The 20,546-nt window shown below is 52.9% G+C and carries 18 protein-coding genes; 10 read left to right on the top strand and 8 right to left on the bottom strand.

All coding sequences use genetic code 11. The annotated features are described in order from the left end of the window. Positions 1-62: 62 nt before the first annotated feature. Positions 63-1,637, bottom strand: a complete 1,575-nt coding sequence (locus HNV11_RS02155; protein WP_171738096.1) for a M61 family metallopeptidase — start codon at positions 1,635-1,637, stop codon at positions 63-65. Between the two features lie 207 nt (positions 1,638-1,844). On the opposite strand from HNV11_RS02155, the gene rpmH reads away from it, so the two are divergent. The 6 genes from rpmH (at position 1,845) to HNV11_RS02125 (ending at position 7,196) form a co-directional block, all read left to right on the top strand. Next, positions 1,845-2,012: a 50S ribosomal protein L34 gene (rpmH, locus tag HNV11_RS02150; protein WP_171738095.1), complete on the top strand. Its 168-nt coding sequence runs from the start codon at positions 1,845-1,847 to the stop codon at positions 2,010-2,012. Between the two features lie 66 nt (positions 2,013-2,078). Then, on the top strand, positions 2,079-2,489 hold the full coding sequence (locus HNV11_RS02145) for a ribonuclease P protein component (RefSeq protein WP_171738094.1): 411 nt from the start codon (positions 2,079-2,081) through the stop codon (positions 2,487-2,489). Positions 2,490-2,550: 61 nt separating this feature from the next. Then, positions 2,551-4,209: a S41 family peptidase gene (locus tag HNV11_RS02140; RefSeq protein WP_171738093.1), complete on the top strand. Its 1,659-nt coding sequence runs from the start codon at positions 2,551-2,553 to the stop codon at positions 4,207-4,209. 80 nt (positions 4,210-4,289) lie between these two features. Continuing rightward, complete coding sequence (gene tsaB, locus HNV11_RS02135; RefSeq protein WP_171738092.1) at positions 4,290-4,979, top strand: tRNA (adenosine(37)-N6)-threonylcarbamoyltransferase complex dimerization subunit type 1 TsaB; 690 nt, start codon at positions 4,290-4,292, stop codon at positions 4,977-4,979. Positions 4,980-5,042: 63 nt separating this feature from the next. Further along, positions 5,043-5,819, top strand: a complete 777-nt coding sequence (locus tag HNV11_RS02130; RefSeq protein ID WP_171738091.1) for a type III pantothenate kinase — start codon at positions 5,043-5,045, stop codon at positions 5,817-5,819. A gap of 693 nt (positions 5,820-6,512) precedes the next feature. Beyond that, positions 6,513-7,196: a hypothetical protein gene (locus HNV11_RS02125; RefSeq protein WP_171738090.1), complete on the top strand. Its 684-nt coding sequence runs from the start codon at positions 6,513-6,515 to the stop codon at positions 7,194-7,196. Positions 7,197-7,199: 3 nt separating this feature from the next. Here the strand turns inward: HNV11_RS02125 and HNV11_RS02120 are convergent, their stop codons facing one another. Continuing rightward, the gene (locus HNV11_RS02120) at positions 7,200-7,394 is read right to left on the bottom strand and encodes a ribbon-helix-helix domain-containing protein (RefSeq protein ID WP_171742030.1); all 195 of its coding nucleotides are present in this window, start codon (positions 7,392-7,394) and stop codon (positions 7,200-7,202) included. A 75-nt stretch (positions 7,395-7,469) separates the two neighbouring features. After that, entirely contained in the window at positions 7,470-8,324 is an 855-nt protein-coding gene (locus HNV11_RS02115) for an SPFH domain-containing protein (RefSeq protein ID WP_171738089.1), read from the bottom strand. A 207-nt stretch (positions 8,325-8,531) separates the two neighbouring features. On the opposite strand from HNV11_RS02115, the gene lysS reads away from it, so the two are divergent. Continuing rightward, positions 8,532-10,307, top strand: a complete 1,776-nt coding sequence (lysS, locus tag HNV11_RS02110; protein ID WP_171738088.1) for a lysine--tRNA ligase — start codon at positions 8,532-8,534, stop codon at positions 10,305-10,307. A 59-nt stretch (positions 10,308-10,366) separates the two neighbouring features. Here the strand turns inward: lysS and HNV11_RS02105 are convergent, their stop codons facing one another. After that, on the bottom strand, positions 10,367-10,573 hold the full coding sequence (locus HNV11_RS02105) for a cold-shock protein (RefSeq protein ID WP_171738087.1): 207 nt from the start codon (positions 10,571-10,573) through the stop codon (positions 10,367-10,369). Positions 10,574-10,910: 337 nt separating this feature from the next. On the opposite strand from HNV11_RS02105, the gene HNV11_RS02100 reads away from it, so the two are divergent. Continuing rightward, on the top strand, positions 10,911-11,132 hold the full coding sequence (locus HNV11_RS02100; protein ID WP_171738086.1) for a PspC domain-containing protein: 222 nt from the start codon (positions 10,911-10,913) through the stop codon (positions 11,130-11,132). Positions 11,133-11,155: 23 nt separating this feature from the next. Here the strand turns inward: HNV11_RS02100 and HNV11_RS02095 are convergent, their stop codons facing one another. From HNV11_RS02095 to HNV11_RS02085, 3 genes are all read right to left on the bottom strand, one after another. Beyond that, on the bottom strand, positions 11,156-12,196 hold the full coding sequence (locus HNV11_RS02095; RefSeq protein WP_171738085.1) for a glycosyltransferase family 2 protein: 1,041 nt from the start codon (positions 12,194-12,196) through the stop codon (positions 11,156-11,158). Positions 12,197-12,306: 110 nt separating this feature from the next. After that, positions 12,307-12,639, bottom strand: coding sequence for a YbaB/EbfC family nucleoid-associated protein (locus tag HNV11_RS02090; protein WP_171738084.1), 333 nt, complete (start codon positions 12,637-12,639; stop codon positions 12,307-12,309). Positions 12,640-12,699: 60 nt separating this feature from the next. After that, positions 12,700-14,610 carry a T9SS type B sorting domain-containing protein gene (locus HNV11_RS02085; protein WP_171738083.1) on the bottom strand — a complete coding sequence of 637 codons (1,911 nt, stop codon included), beginning with the start codon at positions 14,608-14,610 and terminating at the stop codon, positions 12,700-12,702. A gap of 281 nt (positions 14,611-14,891) precedes the next feature. On the opposite strand from HNV11_RS02085, the gene HNV11_RS02080 reads away from it, so the two are divergent. Continuing rightward, positions 14,892-16,175, top strand: coding sequence for a bifunctional 3,4-dihydroxy-2-butanone-4-phosphate synthase/GTP cyclohydrolase II (locus HNV11_RS02080; RefSeq protein ID WP_171738082.1), 1,284 nt, complete (start codon positions 14,892-14,894; stop codon positions 16,173-16,175). Positions 16,176-16,306: 131 nt separating this feature from the next. Then, on the top strand, positions 16,307-17,149 hold the full coding sequence (locus HNV11_RS02075; protein WP_240163693.1) for an SRPBCC family protein: 843 nt from the start codon (positions 16,307-16,309) through the stop codon (positions 17,147-17,149). Positions 17,150-17,226: 77 nt separating this feature from the next. Here HNV11_RS02075 and HNV11_RS02070 read toward each other — a convergent pair whose 3' ends face one another. Continuing rightward, a complete protein-coding gene (locus tag HNV11_RS02070; RefSeq protein WP_240163691.1) occupies positions 17,227-20,352 on the bottom strand; it encodes a putative LPS assembly protein LptD in 3,126 nt (1,041 codons plus the stop codon). Between the last annotated feature and the right edge of the window lie 194 nt (positions 20,353-20,546).

Genomic DNA, 20,546 nt, shown 5'->3' with positions numbered 1-20,546 from the left:
ATGGTTTATGAGCCAATATAGCCAAAACAAAGTAGGTGCGGAACCGCAGCCGGATTTTCGGCTTACTTGGCAACTACGTCTTTACCCAGTTTATCCTCCGGAACCAGTCCTTCGTGAGACGCTTCGGTCAACGGGCCACCGAACCAGCGCGCCCGCTGCTGCCGCCCCGCTTCGTCGTCCAGTTCCAGCAGTCGAATACCGCCCGGCTGATCGGCGGTGGGCTCTTCATAAACTACCCGTAAGCCAACCCAGGCCAGAAACTCGTTCAGCGTTGCTTCGAGGGGCTGGTTGCCGAAAATGCATAGCTCATAATACCAGTCCAGCGACTCACCCGCAACGGCCTCGGTGACGGCTCGGTAATCGTCGAGCGTATAGCCCACGAATGGTTTACCGAACTGCTGCCACATGGCCCGCATGACGTCGTCCAGCGAACGGGCATGGTTGGTCAACCGGCGAATGTGCAGGTCCAGCATGAGCGCACCGATGGCGCCTTTGTGATAAACCGATACTTTCCGGTCGGGCACGCCTTTTTCATAACCATCCAGCCATAAATCCCACGACGACTCGACCAAAGATTGAAATGCCCGGCCGTTGGCTTCAAAATGACGTTTGAACAGTACCTGTAGTTCTTTCAGGTAGGCTTCATCATCGAACACCCCCGAATGCCGCAGCATCAGATCACCATAATAGGTCGTTACGCCTTCCGCGACGAAACAGGTGGGGAAGTAGTTTTCCCGCGTGAAATCATACGGTAACAGTTCCGTAGGCCGGATACGGATAATATTCCAGGCATGAAACAGTTCATGCGAGGATACGCCCAGCAGATCCTGATAGAGACCTTCGCCTTCGTCGTTCGGACCCAGAACGAGTACGGTTGAGTTGCGGTGCTCTACGCCGTGATAATACGGTACGGGCAGCACCAGCGTTAAAAAGTGGTATTCGCATTCGGGAAATTCGCCGTAAAGCGCCAGTTGCGTTTTGGAAAACTGGCTGAAATCGCGCCGGATTCGTTCTGAGTTGAAGGTTAGCCCGCCATCTGTACGTCGGCCGCCCTGTATCCAGACATGGAACGTAACGCCCTGCGTATCGTACTGAATATGCTGTATCGTGGGCGCGGCTATGAGCGGACAATCCACCAGTTCGTAAAAATCGGCTGCCCGGAACGCTTTTACGCCGGTTAGGCCCGATGCTGTCTGGGCCAGACCACCCGCAACTGTCCATTGATCGGGCACTGTTAGTTCGAGCACACACGGCTCATCAATCCGGCCTTCGGCATACAGACACAGATTCACTGGATTGACGTACAGCAGCGTATCGCTCACAAAACTGCTTCCGGCGTTCAGCAGGTTAGGCGTCGGCAGCAGGGCGTAGTAGTTATACCGGGCTGTTAGTTCGGTTACGCCGTTTGTCTGCACCCGCCAGCGGTCTTTCGTCACTTTTCGAAACGGTAGCGGCTTACCGGCCTGATCCACAATCGCAAACCGCTGGATGTTCTTCGCAAATTGCTGCAACTCATATCGCCCCGGTCGCCAGGCAGGTAGCTGCAGATCAACCTCCGGGGTAGTTATGTCGGTTAACCGGGCTTCGACGGCGATGTAGTGCGGGGCAGAACGGTCGGCAGATAAGCGATAATGCATAGGGTATAACGTAAAGTCCGTGATTGAGCACTGAATAATGAATGGCCGAACAGGAGATTTAGTTTGACAAGCTACGTCCAATCCGTTGATTTATCCAGACTGCGTACCGGCCGGTTGTTTTTCTAAAGACAACACTTGATAAACTACTGTCATTCTGCTATCTTTGCGGACTCATTTGGAAAACAAGGGTTTTAGGGAAGATATATCATGAAAAGAACGTACCAACCATCGAACCGCAAGCGGAAAAACAAGCACGGCTTCCGCGAGCGTATGGCCAGTGCCAACGGCCGTCAAGTGCTGGCCCGTCGTCGCGCGAAAGGGCGTTGGAAACTGACCGTTTCGGACGAGAAAAAAGGCGAACGCTTCAAAATGTAAGGCGTTTACGGTTTTCGGTTCGCCATCGTCAGTACGAACAGCAATCAAAAACCGTCAACCAGTTTTATGCGGCAAACCTTCACGAAATCCGAGCGGCTTTGCAGCAAAAAAGTTTTGGGCGAGTTATTTAAAAGAGGTAGTACGGCCGGGTCGCAGCAGACCGTCGGGACGTTCTACCTCTTTCCATTTCGGGCGCTTTATCTGCCCATTCGGCCAGTCGATCAGGCCCCATCCCTGCCCGCTATTGTTATCAGTGTCCCGAAGCGGACCTTCAAACGCGCCGTTGACCGTAACCTCATCCGTCGGCGGATTCGGGAAGCCTACCGGCTTCAAAAATCACTTTTAGTTGGTGAAGACTCCCTGTCCCGGCCAACTCCGGCTTATATCGCTTTTCTTTATACCGCCAAACAGATAATTTCGTTTGAAGAGATAGAAAAAGGTATGAAATTAGCTTTAAAGAAAATGGGCAGTTTATAGCAGGCCGTTCTTCTGACTGCTGTGGCCCTGCATCCAGGTGTTGTTAACTGCCAACTGACTTATGCGCTTCCCCAAACGCCTTACGCTTTTTGCTTCTGCGGCAGTTGTTGCCGGAGGCATCGGCTTCTTCTCGTTTAAAACCGACGACCGGTTTTTCGAGATCGCCCGTAACCTCGACATCTACGCGACCCTGTTCAAGGAACTGAATCTGTATTATGTCGATGAAGTAAATCCCAACCGCATGGTCAAGACCAGTATCGACGCCATGCTGAAGGCCCTTGATCCCTATACGAACTTCTTCGCCGAAGACGAGATTGAGGACTACATGACCATGACCACCGGCCGCTACAACGGCATTGGCGCGCTGATTGGTCAGCGGAATGGCAAAAGCATCGTCTTAATGATCTATGAAGGCACACCTGCCGAAAAATCGGGGCTTCAGATTGGCGACGAGGTCATTAAGGTCGATGGAGTCGACGTAAAAAGCCGCAAAGACGCAGACGCGGGGAAACTGCTTAAGGGGCAAACCAACACGGCCGTCAAACTAACCGTTCGCCGGTACGGCCAGAAAGAACCGCTGGATCTGAACGTAGTCCGCGATGTGGTCAAGATGACCAACGTGCCGTATTACGGTATGATTTCGGACGAGGTTGGCTATATTGATCTGAAAGATTTTACAGCTACGGCCTCGCGGGAGGTTCGCACAGCTTTCCAGGAACTGAAGGGCAAAGGGATGAAAAAACTCATCATCGATGTCCGCGAAAACCCCGGTGGTCTGCTGAACATGGCCATCGACATTTCGAATATTTTCATCCCGAAAGATTCGGAGGTGGTAACGACTAAGGGAAAGGTAACCGAGTGGAATAAGACCTACACGGCGCTGAACCCACCCCTGGATCTGGACATGCCAATGGTTGTGCTGACCAACAGTCATAGCGCATCGGCTGCCGAGATTGTATCGGGCGTAATTCAGGATTACGACCGGGGCGTTCTGATTGGCCAGCGGACGTATGGAAAAGGGCTGGTGCAGACAACCCGCGAACTGTCGTTCAACACCAAGCTCAAGATCACGACTGCCAAATATTACATCCCCAGCGGTCGCTGTATTCAGGCCATTGACTATAGCCACCGTAATCCGGATGGTAGCGTCGGTAAAATTCCCGATTCGCTCAAAACGGCGTTTAAAACTAAAGCTGGCCGGGTTGTGTATGATGGCGGGGGCGTTTTGCCGGATATCGTGGTTGAAGACCAGACGCCGACGCCCATTGCGCTGAGCCTGACCAACAAAGGGCTGATTTTCGACTATGCCGTGAAATACCGCCATGAGCATCCGAGCATCAAGCCCGCCCGCGAGTTCCGCCTGACCGATGCCGAATACAGCGAGTTTGTGAAGTGGCTGGGCGATAAGGAGTATGACTATACCACCCAGGTTGAAAAAGACCTCGGCACGCTCGAAGCTTCCGCCAAAAAAGAAAAGTACTTCGATCAGATTCAGGATCAGCTGAAATCGCTCAAGACCAAGATGTCACACAGCAAAGATGCCGACCTGAATACGTTCAAACCCGAGATCCGCACGCTGCTGGAGCAGGAAATCGCCGGACATTATTATCTGCAGAAAGGACTTAAAGAAGCCTCTTTTGCCACTGACCCCGAACTGAAAGCGGCTCTTGACCTTTTTAAGGATATGGGGCGGTATAACTCCATTCTCAAAGGAAAATAAATCAGTCGAAGACCTGGCGAAGAAATAACCGGGCAGCATCACAATCCTCCCGTTTGTTTCTTCGCCTGTCTTTTTGTTTCATGCTTATTCTTTCCCTCGACACATCGACAACGGCTTGCTCCGTAGCGCTCCACCGCGACGGGATGCTGCTGGGCGCTTACGAACTGTTTACCGAACGTACATCGTCGGCCATGCTGACAACGCTCATCAACGACGTAGTGCAGCACACGGGCCATGAGCTAAATCAACTCGACGCCATTGCCGTTGCCAAAGGTCCGGGCTCCTATACGGGTTTACGCATTGGCGTCTCGACCGCCAAAGGATTATGTTTTGCGCTGGACAAACCGCTGCTGGCCGTTAACACGCTGGCGGCCATGACCGAACAAATTCGCCAGTTTTACCCTGCCAATACCCGGCTATGCCCTATGCTCGACGCCCGCCGGATGGAAGTGTACTGCGCATTCTACGATTCGGCCGGGCAGGAACTACGGCCTACCTCAGCCGAAATAATCGACGAAACCTCGTTCGGTGAGTGGCTGACGCAGGGGCCGGTTGTGTTTTTCGGCGACGGAGCCGCTAAATGCCGGACTTTCCTGGGCCAGCACCCTAATGCTGTTTTCCCCGACGTAACGATTCTGCCCTCTGCCCGAACGGTAGGCAAACTGGCGACATCTGCCTTTACGGAAAGCAGGTTTGAAGACGTAGCGACGTTCGAGCCGTTTTACCTGAAAGATTTTATGACAACGCAGCCCAGGCGGGCCGTAGTCTGACGAATTGCGGGAATCTGCCGTTTTTCTCCTTATTTCGCCCCGGCAACCGTCCCGCTTACGCTCGTGCAGATTATAGTTGACATCGGCAACACCGATGCCGTTTTCGGCCTTTACGACCAAACCGCCTGGCTACACATCTGGCGCACACCTGCCCGCCCTGATGAACCGGTTAAATCCTACGAGGGTCGGCTGCGGTTGTGGCTGCTGGAAGCCAGTATTTCGCTCAGTGCCGTTCAGACAACCGTCCTGAGCAGCGTCGTACCGGATTTAACGCCTACTATGCGTACTATGCTGGCCGACCTGTTCGGGTTTAGCCCAGTGGTTGTTGGACCGGGCGTATATCCACTCCTGCCCCTCGATATTCTGCGTCCGCACGAAATAGGCACCGACTTGGTGGCAAATGCCCTGGCGGCTTATACGCGTTATCAACGTAACTGCGTCGTGGTCGATTTCGGCACGGCGCTCACCTTCACGACCGTATCGGGAACGGGCAAAATTCTGGGTGTCGCCATCGCTCCAGGTCTTAAAACGGCTATCCGGTCGCTATTCGCCAATACCGCCCAGCTTCCCGAAGTGCCTATTGAAACCCCAACCACGGCGCTCGGCGATAACACGACCCATGCCATTCAGGCCGGGGTTGTATTGGGCTACGAAGGACTGGTTCGCTCGCTGATCGACCGCATCCGCGCCGAGCTTAACGGCGACTGTATCGCTATTGCAACGGGAGGATTATCGGGCCGGCTGCCTTCGTTACATGACGCCTTTGTGGATGTATTACCCTCATTAACGCTGGATGGTATCCGACTGATTGGTGAAACGATAGCGGCTTCAACCAACTGATTATAGCGGCTAAAAGAGCTTGGCTGATTTTTTTAAAGCTTAAGCAATCTTCGCCACTAACGCCTGTCTGTCAGCAAGTTAATATAGCGAAAAACAATTCTGCTGAAAAGAAATAGATCTAAGGCATTAAGTCCAACTCTATGCTTTCCATACACTTTATTGGCATGGAATTTTCCAAACGCTGACCAGACGGCTTACTTAATGTAGCCATTTAAACAAACGTTGTTACGGCCATTGTTCCTGGAAGAATTTTCACCAGACCTATGCTCATTAATCAATACAACTACTCGCGTGCAGAGTCTCCAGTCCGTAACGACTGAATTAGCAGGAAACCTGGTTAGCTTATAAATAGACTATGCATTCACCTGAATGAAGACACCACAAAACAAGGTGTCTTTTTTGTATTATACCAATATTCACCATTCGATAGCAATAAAAACATAGCCGTGTAATAAATACTGATTAATGGGTTTGTATAACCCTTTCGGCTAAAATTTCTACTTCAAAACAAACTTCTTTTAACAAGCCAATTCTTTCTGCCCATAGTTAAACAAAGACAAATTGCACTGCAAATGGGCAAATAACAAGCTTATAGTCTGATGGTTATCTTAGAAATTACAAAGCCGGAGAAGCTACGAGCTGAGAGCGCCGGTTGAGTTAATTTTTCGTTTATCCAACTTATTAAAAAATCTTATGAAGACGCTGTTTACGTCTGTGCAGACAATGCTGCTTGTACTTTTCTGCGTTGTCAGCACCTGGGCCGGACGACCAAAAACGAGCTGGCAGACCGGTCGGCTCAGCTTCTGGGACAATACGATACTGGAAGGAGAACTATCGTATAACTGGTCGGCCGAAACGGTCCTGCTCCGACAGACTGATGGCCGCGTTCGGGCTTACTCGGCTAGTCAGATACGGCAGTTCGGTTGGTTCGACTACGAGCAGGCCAAACAGCGCACGTTCGTATCGCTCGCTAATCCTACAGGCCCGGAACGATTCAACCAGACCTTTTTTGAGATCTATATGGATGGCTCGCTCAAAGTAGTCAGGCGGTTGAAGCGGACTCGCGGTATAGCAAAATGGATCCTGACCAATCCCGCTTATTATACGGACGAGAAGACGCTGACGCAGAACCCGGATCAGTTTAACTATTATGTGTATGAGGCCGGCAACTTCCTGAACGTAGACCGCTTTTATTCGGACATTTACCAGCCCCTGCTAACCCTTTACGACCAAGAGTTGCAAACCTATGTCCGTAACCACAACATTAATGCCCGCACCTTGCTGGGTCGTCTGGTTTTAATTGACCATTTCAATTTTCTATCGCAGCAGGAAGCCAGAACAGCTTCTGCCCGCCCCCCCGGCAACGCCCCGCATTGAGCCCTATGCCTGGGCGTCAGCGGGTGGGTCGTTATCCGCTGGGTTGCGGGTTCGCTTCCTGTGTTTTCGCAGGGCGTCGTTAAGCAGAAACTCGATCTGCCCGTTGACACTTCGAAACTCCTCCTGCGCCCATCGTTCCAACTCTTTCAGGGTCTCGGCCTGAATCCGCAGCACAAAGGCTTTTTTTTCAGCAGCCATAGTCTGTCTGGTCATATTGAATCATCCAGTTTCAGAGGTATACAGTCCGTACCCTGAAACTGAATGACTTTTCTACTACGTATAGAGCGTCCCTGCGTTGACGACCGGGCTAACCGATTTCTCGCCACACAAAACGACCAGCAGGTTGCTGACCATCGCGGCTTTTCGCTCTTCATCCAGCTGAACTACTCCTTTCCGCTCCAGTCGTTCCAGAGCCATCTCAACCATACCCACGGCACCTTCCACGATCTGCTTCCGGGCCGACACGACGGCGGTGGCCTGCTGTCGCTGCAGCATCGCGCCGGCAATCTCGGGTGAGTAGGCCAGGTGACTGATGCGCGCTTCGGTAACCCTAACCCCGGCCTGCCCCAGTCGCTCGTCAAGTTCCTGCTCCAGAAATTTGTTGATCTGCCCGGTGTTATCGCGCAGGGTTACAGTCTCGTGTTCGTCTTCCATATTATCGTACGCGTGCGAACTGGCCAGAAACCGCACGGCCGCTTCTGACTGAATCTGTACGAAGTTGACGTAATTGTCGACATCAAATAACGCCCGGGCTGTATCGGCTACCTGCCAGACCACCACGGCGGCAATTTCAATGGGGTTCCCCATTTTGTCGTTCACCTTAATGGTTTGGCCATTCAGGTTACGGGCCCGCAGGCTGATCTTGGTTTTGACGTATAGTGGGTTAACCCACCGCAGGCCGTTCTGCTTCATGGTGCCTACGTAATCGCCAAAGAACGTACAGACGACGGCCTCGTTCGGATTGATGACCGTAATGCCCATGAACAGAATCATGGAAATCAGGAAGATAATCCCCGGCAGCACGAAACCAAGCCGGGCAAAAGCCAGCCCGACGGAACCCAGTAAGCACAGCACAGCTAACAGCATAAACAGATAGCCGGAGACTGATGTAAGTTGTTTTTCGTTCATGATAGGGTTGTTATTTAAGGGCAGTAATTGATAGCATTTTGATAGCACAATGCTAGTGAATCTCTGAGCACCTTATCCAGGATTTTTACGAACGGCTCCCGGTGACCATCAGCGGCTTCTTTCCATATAATCCTGCAAACGCCAATCCTTTTCGCTATTTTTGCGGCCTTAAATACTGGCTGTACACTGGCCAACTGTCTGACTGCTATGCTGCTGAGCGAACAAGAGATAAATCGCCGACAAAAACGCGAAGAATTGATGCGGATGGGTATCGATCCCTACCCCGCAGAACTGTACGACGTAAACACCACCGTTGCCGACATTCGGGCGGCTTTTCAACCGGGCGGGCCCGGCACCCATATTGAGCCCGAAATGGATCTTTCGGGCGACGAACGCTGGGGCAACGTTCAACTGGCGGGGCGGCTCATGATTATCCGGATCAGCGGGAGCGCATCCTTTGCCGAAATTCAGGACTCGACAGGCCGGATTCAGGTATATTTCCGGCGCGACGACCTCTGCCCCGGTGAAGATAAAACGCTGTATAACACCGTCTTCAAAAAACTCCTCGACATCGGCGATATTATTGGCGTTCGGGGGCACGTTTTCTCGACCAAGACCGGCGAACTGTCGGTCTACGTAAAGGAGTTCAAAATACTGAACAAATCCCTCCGCCCCCTGCCGGTTGTTAAGGAAGTCGTAAATGAACAGGGTGAAAAAGAAACCTACGACGCCTTTACCGATCCGGAGCAGCGGTATCGCCAGCGTTACGTCGATATGATCGTCAATCCGCAGGTGCGTGACGTATTCGTGAAGCGGACAAAACTGGTCAATTCCATCCGGCAGTTTCTAAGCCAGAAAGGTTACCTGGAGGTCGAAACGCCTATTCTGCAGCCCATCCACGGCGGAGCAGCCGCGCGGCCCTTCCGGACCCATCACAACACGCTTGACATGACGCTCTACCTGCGCATCGCCAACGAGCTGTATCTGAAGAGGCTCATTGTGGGCGGTTACGACGGTGTCTTCGAGTTTGCCAAGGACTTCCGCAACGAAGGCATGGACCGAACGCATAACCCGGAGTTTACGCAGGTCGAGTTTTACGTCGCCTACAAAGACTATCTCTGGATGATGGACACCATTGAGGAGATGGTTGAAAAAGTAGCGATAGACGTAGCCGGAACTACGAAAGTGCCCGTCGGCGAGAACATTATCGATTTCAAACGTCCCTGGAAGCGACTGACTATGTTCGAGGCTATTCAGGAGTACACTGGTATTGACGTATCGCAGATGGAAGAGGCCGAACTGCGGCAAGTAGCCGAGAGCCGCGGCATTAAGGTTGACAGCACCATGGGTAAGTCGAAACTGATCGATGAACTCTTCGGGGACGCCTGCGAGCCGAAACTGATTCAACCGACCTTTATTACCGACTACCCCGTCGAGATGTCGCCCCTGACCAAGAAGCACCGCAGCAAACCGGGACTGGTTGAACGCTTTGAGGCTATCTGCAATGGCAAAGAAATTGCGAATGCCTATTCGGAGCTGAATGACCCGCTCGATCAGCGCGAACGCTTCGAAGAGCAGTTACGACTAGCCGAGCGGGGCGACGAAGAAGCCATGGCCCTGGACGAGGATTTTCTGCGCGCGCTCGAATACGGAATGCCCCCAACGGCGGGCGTGGGTCTTGGCATTGACCGGCTGACCATGATCATGACCAACCAGCCTTCCATTCAGGACGTTCTGTTTTTCCCGCAGATGCGCCCGGAAAAGAAACTGGAACAATCGGACGAAAGCGACTTCCTTGCTGCCGGTGTGCCGGCCGAGTGGGTTCTGGCGGTGCAGAAATTAGGCTTCATGACCGTTGAACAGCTACGCACAGCCAGTCCGAACAAGCTCTTTAACGACCTGGGCGGGGTCCGGAAGAAACTAAAACTAGACGTTCCCATGCCTGATCTGGCCACCGTTCGTAGCTGGACAGGAAATTCATAAGAGAAAAACCCCGCTCGGCATCCGGGCGGGGTTTCTATTTTGTTATCAGACCCAAAAGCTTAGTAGTCTGAATCCAGTTTCTTTACCTTCACGGCGTTGAGGCCTTTTTTGCCGTCAACTACTTCGAACTGTACCCGGTCTTTTTCACGGATGGTGATACCGTTCAGGCCGGTGATGTGGACGAAAATGTCCCGATTTGAATCATCCTCAACGATAAATCCGTAGCCTTTACTTTCGTTGAAGAATTTTACTACACCTGTTTGCATAAAACTTAAAAAATTAAACAATTAAACATACAAGGGGTCAGTTAGTAACAAAGGACGCGAAACAGGCACCGAAGTATTTATAAGGCTGAACACTTGGCTGAAACTCAACGGACTTTGTCAACAGCACCATACCGATAACTTGACTAGTCACCAACGCGGTACAACACAAAGTAAATAAATTTGTTCCGATTTCAATACAGGCACCTTTACTTTTAAGGTAATTTCGCTAAGAAAATTGCGGATTTCTTCGTAAACGGCAAACATTATACCGTCTCTATTCGTTAGCTTTGCTCAGTTGGCCTTCCCGTGTATAGGATCAGGCTGTCAATTAAGAGGTATGAATAAGATCAGGTATTTCGTGGAAAAACAGGCGTTTGGGGTCTGCACGCTCCTCGGCGAGAAGATGAACATCTCGGCCAGCAGCATCCGCCTGTACTTCATTTATACGTCGTTTCTAACCTTAGGGTCGCCCGTTATTCTGTACCTGATCATGGCGTTCTGGATGGAAATGAACAAACACCTCCGGCGGCACGCCCATCCCACAATCTGGGAACTATAAAGCCGACAGGTGTCCGGGCAAGTTCAGAGCGTATCAGCTCCCATTATGGCTGCAAACGTTTTTTTTCCTTCGACAAAATATTGCCAGACAATGCTTCGCGGATACAGGCGGGCATCGTTTTTTTGTTGCCGCTGTAAAGCCTTACGTTGCCGGTGCAGCTCTGGCAGACGGCCGTAGAAGGCGAAATGCGCCCGCAGAATCGCGCTGATATCCCGCCACTGGCCTACTTTCAGAAACAGCAGGGCCGATACCCCATCCAGCACTAGCCGAAGCAGGATTTTGCCCCACAGCCAGCCATCGGCCGGCCAGTTTTTGTAGAGCATGAACAGGCTGTTCCGGTAGTTCAGATACGTCTTATGCGGGTTGGACTTGGGTAGCGTACCGCCCCCTACGTGAAAAACCGTTGACTGGCCGCAGGTCCAGACTTCATACCCCAGTTGCTGCACCCGCCAGCACCAGTCAATTTCTTCCATATGGGCGAAGAATGAAGCATCGAAACCACCCGTCTGGTGAAACACCTCGGCCCGTACGAACAGACACGCGCCGGTTGCCCAGAACACCCGCCGGTTGTCGTCATACTGCCCATGATCGGCCTCGAACGTAGCGAACACCCGCCCCCGGCAGAAGACGTAACCCAGCCAGTCGACGAAGCCGCCGGCCGCGCCCGCGTGTTCGAAAAGTTCGCGTTGGCTGTAGGAACGAATCTTAGGCTGGCAGACAGCCATCTGCGGGTTTGCCTCGAAGAGACTAAGAATGGGCGCAATCCAGCCGGGTGTAACTTCTATATCGGAGTTTGGCAGAACGTAATACGTAGCCCCGCCGTCGTGCGTCCGGATGTAGTCAAGTGCCTGGTTGTAGCCCCCGGCATACCCTTCGTTGCGGGGAAGCTCAATCACCCGGACGTCAGGGAAGTTTGCTTTGACAAAACCAACCGAGTTGTCGGTCGATGCGCTATCCGCGACGTAAACGGGGTGCCCGTCGGCGTTGGCGAGCACTGTAGGCAAAAACTTAGCTAAAAACGGTTGCCCGTTATAATTCAGAATGACGATTGCGAGGGTAGGCACGAAATGGGTCTGAACGTTTGACGTTTATTGTCTGTAGTCAGCCAACCAGCCGGAAGAATCTGACCCGGCCGGAGAAACTACGAACCATAAACTACAAACTTATGAACTCCTCAGGACATTAGCCCGTCTAAGTTGAGACCGGGGATGTTCGGCAGCAGCCCTTCGGTGGCCTGACGCAGGTGTTCACGGGCTTTGGTTTCGATATTCGCCATGGCTTTGTTCGTAGCGGCTACGATCAGATCCTGCAGCATTTCACGGTCGTCGGGCTTGATCAGATCGGGGTCGATCTCGATCTTCAGAACATTTTTGAGCCCGTTAACGGTAACCTTAACCATACCCGCCCCCGACTCACCCGTTTCAGTAACGGTGCTGAGGGTTTCCTGAGCGTCTTTCATCCGGGACTGAACCTCCTTCATCTTCCCGAACATATCCATCATATTCATACTTTTCCAGAAATTTATGGTTAGCAAACAGCGGCCGTAAATCTATACCATCACCGGCTATTATCGTAACAACAACAACCTACCGGTACGAACGGTTTTCTGGCCGGTCGTATCCGTAACCTCAACCCGGTACATATACTGCCCGACCGGAGCCATCTCCCCGTTCACCGTACCATCCCAACCTTTGGTTCTATCGGTTGTACTAAACAGCACTTCGCCCCAACGGTTGTAGATAGTCATCCGGAATTGATCAACGAAAACGCCCTTGACGATAAACACATCGTTGATACCATCGCCATTGGGCGTAAAAGCATCCGGAATGAGAATCTTGGACTCGCGCCGGAAGGTGAAGAAATTGGAATAGCTTGAACCGGCTCCCGCCGACAAAGCAATAATTCGGTACTGTTGTGATTGCAGGTTCGGGTCGTTGGGATCAGGGGTATAGCGCGTATTGGTGCCGAGTGGAATAATCCGTTGCGTACCGCTCAGCGAATCAAGGATTTCGAGGCTATAACTAGCTACGTTGCTCGGCGCGAATGGCGAATCGGCTGTCCAGTCGATACTGGTCGGCGATTTAGAGGACAGAAACACCGTGCAGACAGGCTTAGATGGCGCTGACGCCAAACTGCAGCTATTCTGATACGTGAGCTGATAGCAGTAAGACCCAGCCGACGCATCGGCGTTTTCGTCGGTGAAGGTGTTGGTGTTCGTCGTGCCAACGGGTTGAAAAGGGCCCGACGCACTGCTGGCCCGGCTGATATTTATCGTGTAGGACGTGGAGGTACCCGATGTGGGTAATGTTGCTATCAGTCGCGGATGGTTATTTTCAACGGAAACGACAATGGTACCAAAGCTGCCCGGCACATCGGTATTAAGCCCTACGGCGCAGGCTTGAGCCGACGTAACAACCGTGGGAGCCGCCGTTGGGCCAATAGTAGCCTCGAGGACGTAACAATACCGCACTCCGCAATCGACCCGACTGTCGGCGTAATTACTCGTTGTCCGGCTGCCCAGAGGACTCCCGAGGGCAGCCCCGTTCCGCGTCAGGCGATACTGCCGAAACGGCGTTCCGCTACCGGCATAGGGCTGCCAGCTGAGCTGGTTCTGTTTGTCAGCGGCTTTAGCTTCCAGCACCAGACTACACACCTGCTCGGATTTCTGACCGATGTTGTTGCAGGCATCCTGATAAGCGAGCTGAAAACACTGCACCTGCGTTGCATTGACCGGAATTGTAAACGTTCCCGAGCCGGTAGCCGTCATGCTGGTTGGTGCGTATAGCCCGTTGGCGTCCCGCTGCAGGAGCTGCACCGTATTGCCGTTCCCGGCCGTATACTGAAGCGAAATTGAGTTATCACTAACAGTCGTCAGCCGGCTGATTACGGGCGTTGAGGTGCTGGGATTAAAATTAAACGCCTGCGATATTTTTGCTATGCCCGTGCAGTTGACAGGTGCTCCATACAGCCCGGCCAGCGTTACGTTATAAGGCCCGTTGTTCGTGTAGATATGCGTAAGCGAAGCCAGCGCAGCCGCCCGACCTTTCGTTTCGGCCTGCCCATCCCCCCAGTTAATGTAATAGCTATCGTACTGCCCAAGAGTAGCGGCATCGAGACTAATGATGGCCTTCCGGTCGGTACAAGTCTTTACCGTAAAGTTGACGGGGTCGAGGGGCAATACATCAACCTGTTTGCAGGCAATCGTACCGGTTCCGCTGCCGTTCCCGCTGCCAACCTGGATGATGGTGTACGATCCCGGTTTATCGTACGTATAACTTAGATTCGTGGTCGTTTTTGTGGGAAATCCCTGTCCGCTGTATTCGTAGTTGTAGCCAACACTGGTCAGGCTGGCCGGAACACTAACAATCTTCACCGGGCTGCCAATGCATATCTTTGCTTTTTCTAACGTAAAATCGCCCTTATAGGCTGGGCTTAAACAGACGTTCTGCGCCATTGTTCTGCCAGCCAGAATCAGCATGAGCCAGCAGAATAGTACACCTTTTGGCCACCCGGCTTTTCTCCCACTACCAATCAGCCACTGTCCTAAAATTCGCACGGAGGGTAAAGTTTTTTCAATGAGTACAGTAGATCAGTTCCCCCTAAAAACATCAGGCCGGACATTTTCGCGCCCCGCGAAACGTATCTCTTCGGAAAACGGTTTTCGGTTTATAATAACAGTCAGCAGCCGCTGAGCCAACGCTCTGATCGCAGAAACCGGAAACTCAAATTTACGGCCACCGACACGCATCAACCAAACCAATGAGCAATAATAATACCAACATAAACTCCAACCTGATGGATGCCGAACAGGCTCCAATCCGGCTGGATCGCATCGAAGATGCTATCGCCGATATCCGGGCGGGCAAGATCGTTCTGGTTGTAGACGACGAAGACCGCGAGAACGAAGGGGATATGATCTGCGCGGCTGAGATGATTACCCCCGAAATGGTCAACTTCATGGTTCGGGAAGGGCGCGGGCTGATGTGCGCTCCGCTCACCCAGGAACGCTGCGACGAGCTGGGTCTGGACATGATGGTCAGCAGCAACACGTCGATTCATACGACGCCCTTTACGGTATCAGTCGACTTATTGGGTCATGGCTGCACGACGGGCATTTCGGCGTCCGACCGGGCCAAAACCATTCAGGCGCTGGTTGATCCGTCCACAACGCCTGACGATCTGGGTCGACCAGGCCATATTTTCCCTCTGCGGTCCGTTGAGGGCGGGGTTATCCGCCGGGCGGGCCATACCGAAGCAGCCGTTGATCTGGCGCGGCTTGCGGGGCTTTCGCCGGCGGGGGTATTGATTGAAGTTCTGAACGAAGATGGCACAATGGCCCGCCTGCCCCAGCTACGCGCGATGGCCGACCGGTTTGGGATGAAACTTATCAGCATTGAGGACCTGATTGAATACCGCCTGCGCACGGAAACGCTGATCCGGCGCGAAATTGGCGTCGATATGCCGACCGAATGGGGGCACTTCGATCTGATTGCCTTTAAGCAAAGTAACACCGGCGATACGCATCTGGCGCTGGTAAAAGGCTCGTGGGAGCCCGATGAGCCGGTGCTGGTGCGTGTTCACTCGTCCTGCATAACGGGCGACATTTTTGGCTCCTGTCGCTGCGACTGCGGAGGGCAGCTCCACGCAGCCATGCAGATGGTTGAAGCCGCGGGCAAGGGCGTGGTTGTCTATATGTTCCAGGAAGGGCGGGGTATTGGCCTGATTAACAAGCTGAAAGCTTATAAATTGCAGGAGATGGGCCGCGATACCGTCGAGGCTAATCTTGAACTGGGCCTGCCGATGGACGCCCGCGACTATGGCGTTGGCGCGCAGATTTTACGCGACCTTGACATTCACAAACTTCGCCTGATTTCTAACAACCCTAAAAAACGGGCGGGCCTGATGGGTTATGGACTAGAGATTGTTGAGACCGTACCGCTCGAAATGCAGGCCAACCCCCATAATGTCCAGTACCTGCGTACGAAACGGGATAAAATGGGGCACACCATCCTGAATGAACCAGTCAATGAAGAGCAGCAATAATCAGCTAACCAAAGTATTTATCCGGGAGCCTGCACACGCAGGCTCTTTTTGTTTCTCCAACATTTCCGGAAAATTCTTAACATTCAGAGATTAGTCTGGTTGATTGATAGAATCAAAACAACTCTATCATCGTGGCAGAGACGAATTATTCAGCGAAGAGCAGCATGCAGGCGATGGCGCCTGTAGAACCTATTCCGAGCGGATCGAGTCAGATAAACGTAGGCGAGAACGAACGCTTCTGGTCAGCCGGGGTCGGCGCACTGTTAACGACCGTTGGTCTGCGCCGGGGTGGTCTTGGCGGCCTGTTTCTGGCAACTCTGGGGGGCGTACTGGTGTACCGGGGCGCGTCGGGCTATTGTCCGATCAACAGTGCTATAGGCCGCGATACATCGGGCAGAAAGACCGAAACGGACGTCGTTGAAATCAACAAACGGATTACGGTCAACAAATCCCGCGAGGAAGTCTATCAGTTCTGGCGCCACCTGGAGAACCTGCCGCAGTTCATGCATCACCTTGAATCGGTAACGCAGCAGGACGAACGGCGTTCGCACTGGGTGGCAAAAGCCGGCGCGGGCAAGGCGGTGGCGAAGTTGCTGCCAACCGTCGAGTGGGATGCCGAGATTATTGAAGAAGAGCCCAACAGCCGGTTGGTATGGCGTTCGGTACCGGGCGCCACTGTAGATAACTCAGGGGAGGTTCGCTTTGTCGATGCACGGGGCAACCAGGGAACCGAGGTTCAGGTTACAATTCTGTACCGGGCACCGGAAGGCAGTATTGGCGAAGCCGTGATGAAACTCTTCAATCCGGCATTCAAATACATGATCAAAGAAGATATCAGCCGGTTTAAGGAGTTAATGGAAACCGGCGGAGCTTCCGCGAATGCAGGGTCAGCAGGCTCCAGCGATGGTTCTACTTACCACACGTCGGACTCAAATCCGCTAAGCCGCGCCCATCCCGAAGGGGTTGTGCTGTAACGTATTGCCTTAGCAACTACGAAGAAGGCCGGTAGCTGTTTCAGCATACCGGCCTTCTTCGTGTGTAAACGTGCCCCTTATCGCCCGTAGAACCCGCCGTTATCATAGAAACTCCGGCGACGGCTGAGTTTGAGTTCCTGCAGTATAGACGAACGCGCCCGCAAATCGAACGAATAATTACCCGAACGGATGTTGCTGCCCGAGTAGGGAGTCCAGTTGAATGCCATTTCCCAGCAGTGCAGATCGCGATTGATACCAATGGTCGTCAGCGTCGGGCGCTTGTACTGGAAGTCATAGCCTGAGTTAAATGTAATCTTCCACTTGGGTGTCAGGCTCAAATCGCCCGTCAGGGTCAGCGCCTGCACCACCTGCGAGATCTCCGGGGTTAGTTTGGTCAACCCAAACGTATAGCTGATGTTGAGCGACCAGGGAATATTGAAATCCACGTAAAGCTCCGGATTGTTGTTAATGGCACGCATCGTCGCATCCGTTGCGTTTGGGCTGGTTTTCTTTTTGTCGGCCTGTTTCGGGGCCAGGCGCGTGCTGACGTAAGCCTGTACGTTCGTCAGCCGCAACAGCCCCTGCCCTTCCTGGAAGGCAAACCGGCTTGGTACCCGGGCGTATTCCTGGTTCAGGTATCCCAGCGTTTCCAGCAGCAGGGGCGAAAAGGTAATCGGCGGGATCGGAATCTCGCCCGTTACGGCCGTCGGTAGTCCGTAGTACGGTGTTCCGCCGTAGGGACGTAATGCGTACGGGTCAAAAGTCGACGAGAAGTTAAAACTGACATTCTTAAAAATCTGCGTGTTGGCATTGACCGAAATCGGCGACAGTTTGTAGTCGGGCGCCAGCAGGTTATAGCTGCCCGTCAGGCTCAGGTTATCGAAAATAGGCACCTTCTTGAAATCCTGCCCGGCCGAATCGCCACGCGTGCGCACCTTCATTTCCAGCTGGTTCACAATACCGAACGAAATAAAAGCTGACTCCGTGGTGCCGGTACCGCTGCTGCCACCCAAGCCCCGGAACACCGACAGCGTTCGCCGATATTCGGGCAGACCCGCCAGGCTGCCAACCGCGGGCAGCACCTGAAACTGGCCGAATGCCGGATTCGTAAAATCAGGCACGTAACTGAACGATATCGACGGAGCCACCGTGTGCCGGATAGCCTCGATCCGCTTGCCCCGAACGAAATACGTGCCATAGAAGCGTGTGTTCATGCTGGCGTTGATCGAGAAGTTATAGGACGGAAAGAATCCTTTAAGCGTATCAATGCGAACAGCATTTCGGTCAGAAGCATAAAAGCCCGTGGTTGGATCGACCTGAATGAGATCGTTATAGCCCAAATAAGTGTACCGGAGCTTCTTGGTATAAATATCGCCCTGTAGCGAGAAGCCCGGCGTCAGGTTGATGTAACGCAGCAGCTTCAGGTTTGGCAGCGTAATGGGTATGCTATAGCGAGCCTGAACAACCCGATTTTCCCACAGCCTCGACAGGTTCTGCGTATTGAACGGAATCAGCGTTGGATCGGGCGTAACAATACCATTACGGAGATTGTTGGCCCGGGCGATGCTATCGAGCGTACGCTGAACGGTATTGATTGTCCTTAGCTCGGTATTGACCGGAAAGCCGAGCCCGCTGGTGTCAATCTGCGTCCGGATGGTGTTGTTGACCGTCAGCGAGCCACTGATATCGAGTCCTACCCGGAAGCTTTCGTACCACCGGCCACTGCCGCCCTTGAGCGCAAACGGCGAAATCTGGTTCAGACCGAAGTTAAAATCCGTTGATACGTCGGTTTTGCCGTTCTCGCGGATGTTCGTCTGTGGGTTTACCTGCCCGAACTGCTGGTTCACCCGAACGTTGGCCCCGGCCCGGGCAAACTGCCCGAAAGTGCGACTATATTGCACCGACGACCCCGCTACGTTGGAAATATACTGCTGGGTATTGTAGGAGTTAAACTGGTTGTAGCTGTTGCTGCTGACGTTGACGTTGGCCGAAAAACTTCCCCGTCCGCGCGGTACGGGCGAGTGCGACCACGTAAAGGAAAAGTCATTACGGGGCGTCTGCGTCCGGTCTACCCGATCCCCGGAGCGGTTACGGTTAAATTGCAGGTTTACGCCCCCACTGTACCGATAGCGTTTGTTATAGGCCGACGAAACGCCCAGTCCCCAGCTGCCGCGTGAGTAAATCTGCCCTTTAAACTGCAGACCCAGGTTCTCGCTGACGGCCCAGTAATAGCCGCCATCGCGGAGATAAAAACCCCGTCCGTTGGGCTCCTCGCCGTACTGCGGTACCAGAATTCCCGATACGCCAATGTCTTTTTTCTTGGGGAACGGGAAGAAGCCAAACGGTAGACCAATCGGCAGCGGAATCTGGTTAATGACCAGGTTGAACGGACCGGCCACTACCTGCTTATTATGAATAACCTTTAGCTTGCTGGCGTTGATGTGGAAGTGGGGCGTAGCGAGGTTACAGGTCGTATAGATTGCCCGACCGATATACAGGTTATCTTCCTCGTCTTTCTTGACCGTCTGCCCCCGGATATTCCCTTCTCCCTGCTGGGTAATGACGCCCTGAATTTTCCCTTTTTTGGTCTTGAAATTATAGCGAATCTCTTTGGTATCGTATTTGCTGGAACCGTCCTGGAAAATAGGGCGACCAATGTATTTCTGAGCCGTTGAGTCGTAACGCGCTTTGGCATAGACTTCGTTGGTCAGGTAATTAATGCGGATGTAGTCGGCTTTGAGCGAGATTTCACCGTATTCAACACTGGCGTCACCGAATAGCTCAACCGTCTGGCCATCGGCTGCGTAAATCGTGGAGTCTTTTGCCTGATACTTTACCGTTGTCTTGAACGAATCGTCATTTTGAACCGAATCGTTGGCCGAGATGCGCAGGGAATCACTCCCGAGAGCGGTTGGGCTTTCGGGGCGGACAATATTCGGCGAAACAAGGCCGGGCGTGGTCGTCGCCGACGAAGGGTTGCTTGCATTGCTAGCGGCCGGGTTTCCTTCCGACGTGCGGGATGCAGGCGTGTTGCCCGACGACGTCCCGGAGGGGGCGTTGGGAACACGCTGCGCCGGCACCGTGGCGGGCGGAATACCACCTTTAGGCGGCTGCTGAGGTGTCGGATTATTCTGCCCAAGTGCGCTCAGCGTCCAGAGTGAACAGACGAAGCAGAAGAAAACCCGTATCCACGGCGCCCGCATCCGCGGAGGCCGTAAAATAAAGTATGTCTTTTTCAGGTTTATTAAAAAAATTACATTTGCCAAAAGACCGTTAAGCCTATGGCTTACAAAGGTATTCACGAACTGTTATCCCGCTATTGCTTTGAAACGTTTTCGGCTGTTAAAAAACATTAAACCAACGAGTGTTCGGACGCTCATTCTGGCTCCCGGAATAG

Origin of the sequence: Spirosoma taeanense (assembly GCF_013127955.1) — a bacterium.
In the GTDB taxonomy this organism is placed as follows: domain Bacteria; phylum Bacteroidota; class Bacteroidia; order Cytophagales; family Spirosomataceae; genus Spirosoma; species Spirosoma taeanense.
The sequence above is the reverse complement of the archived record's forward strand: the minus strand, read 5'-3'. Positions and strand labels throughout refer to the sequence as shown.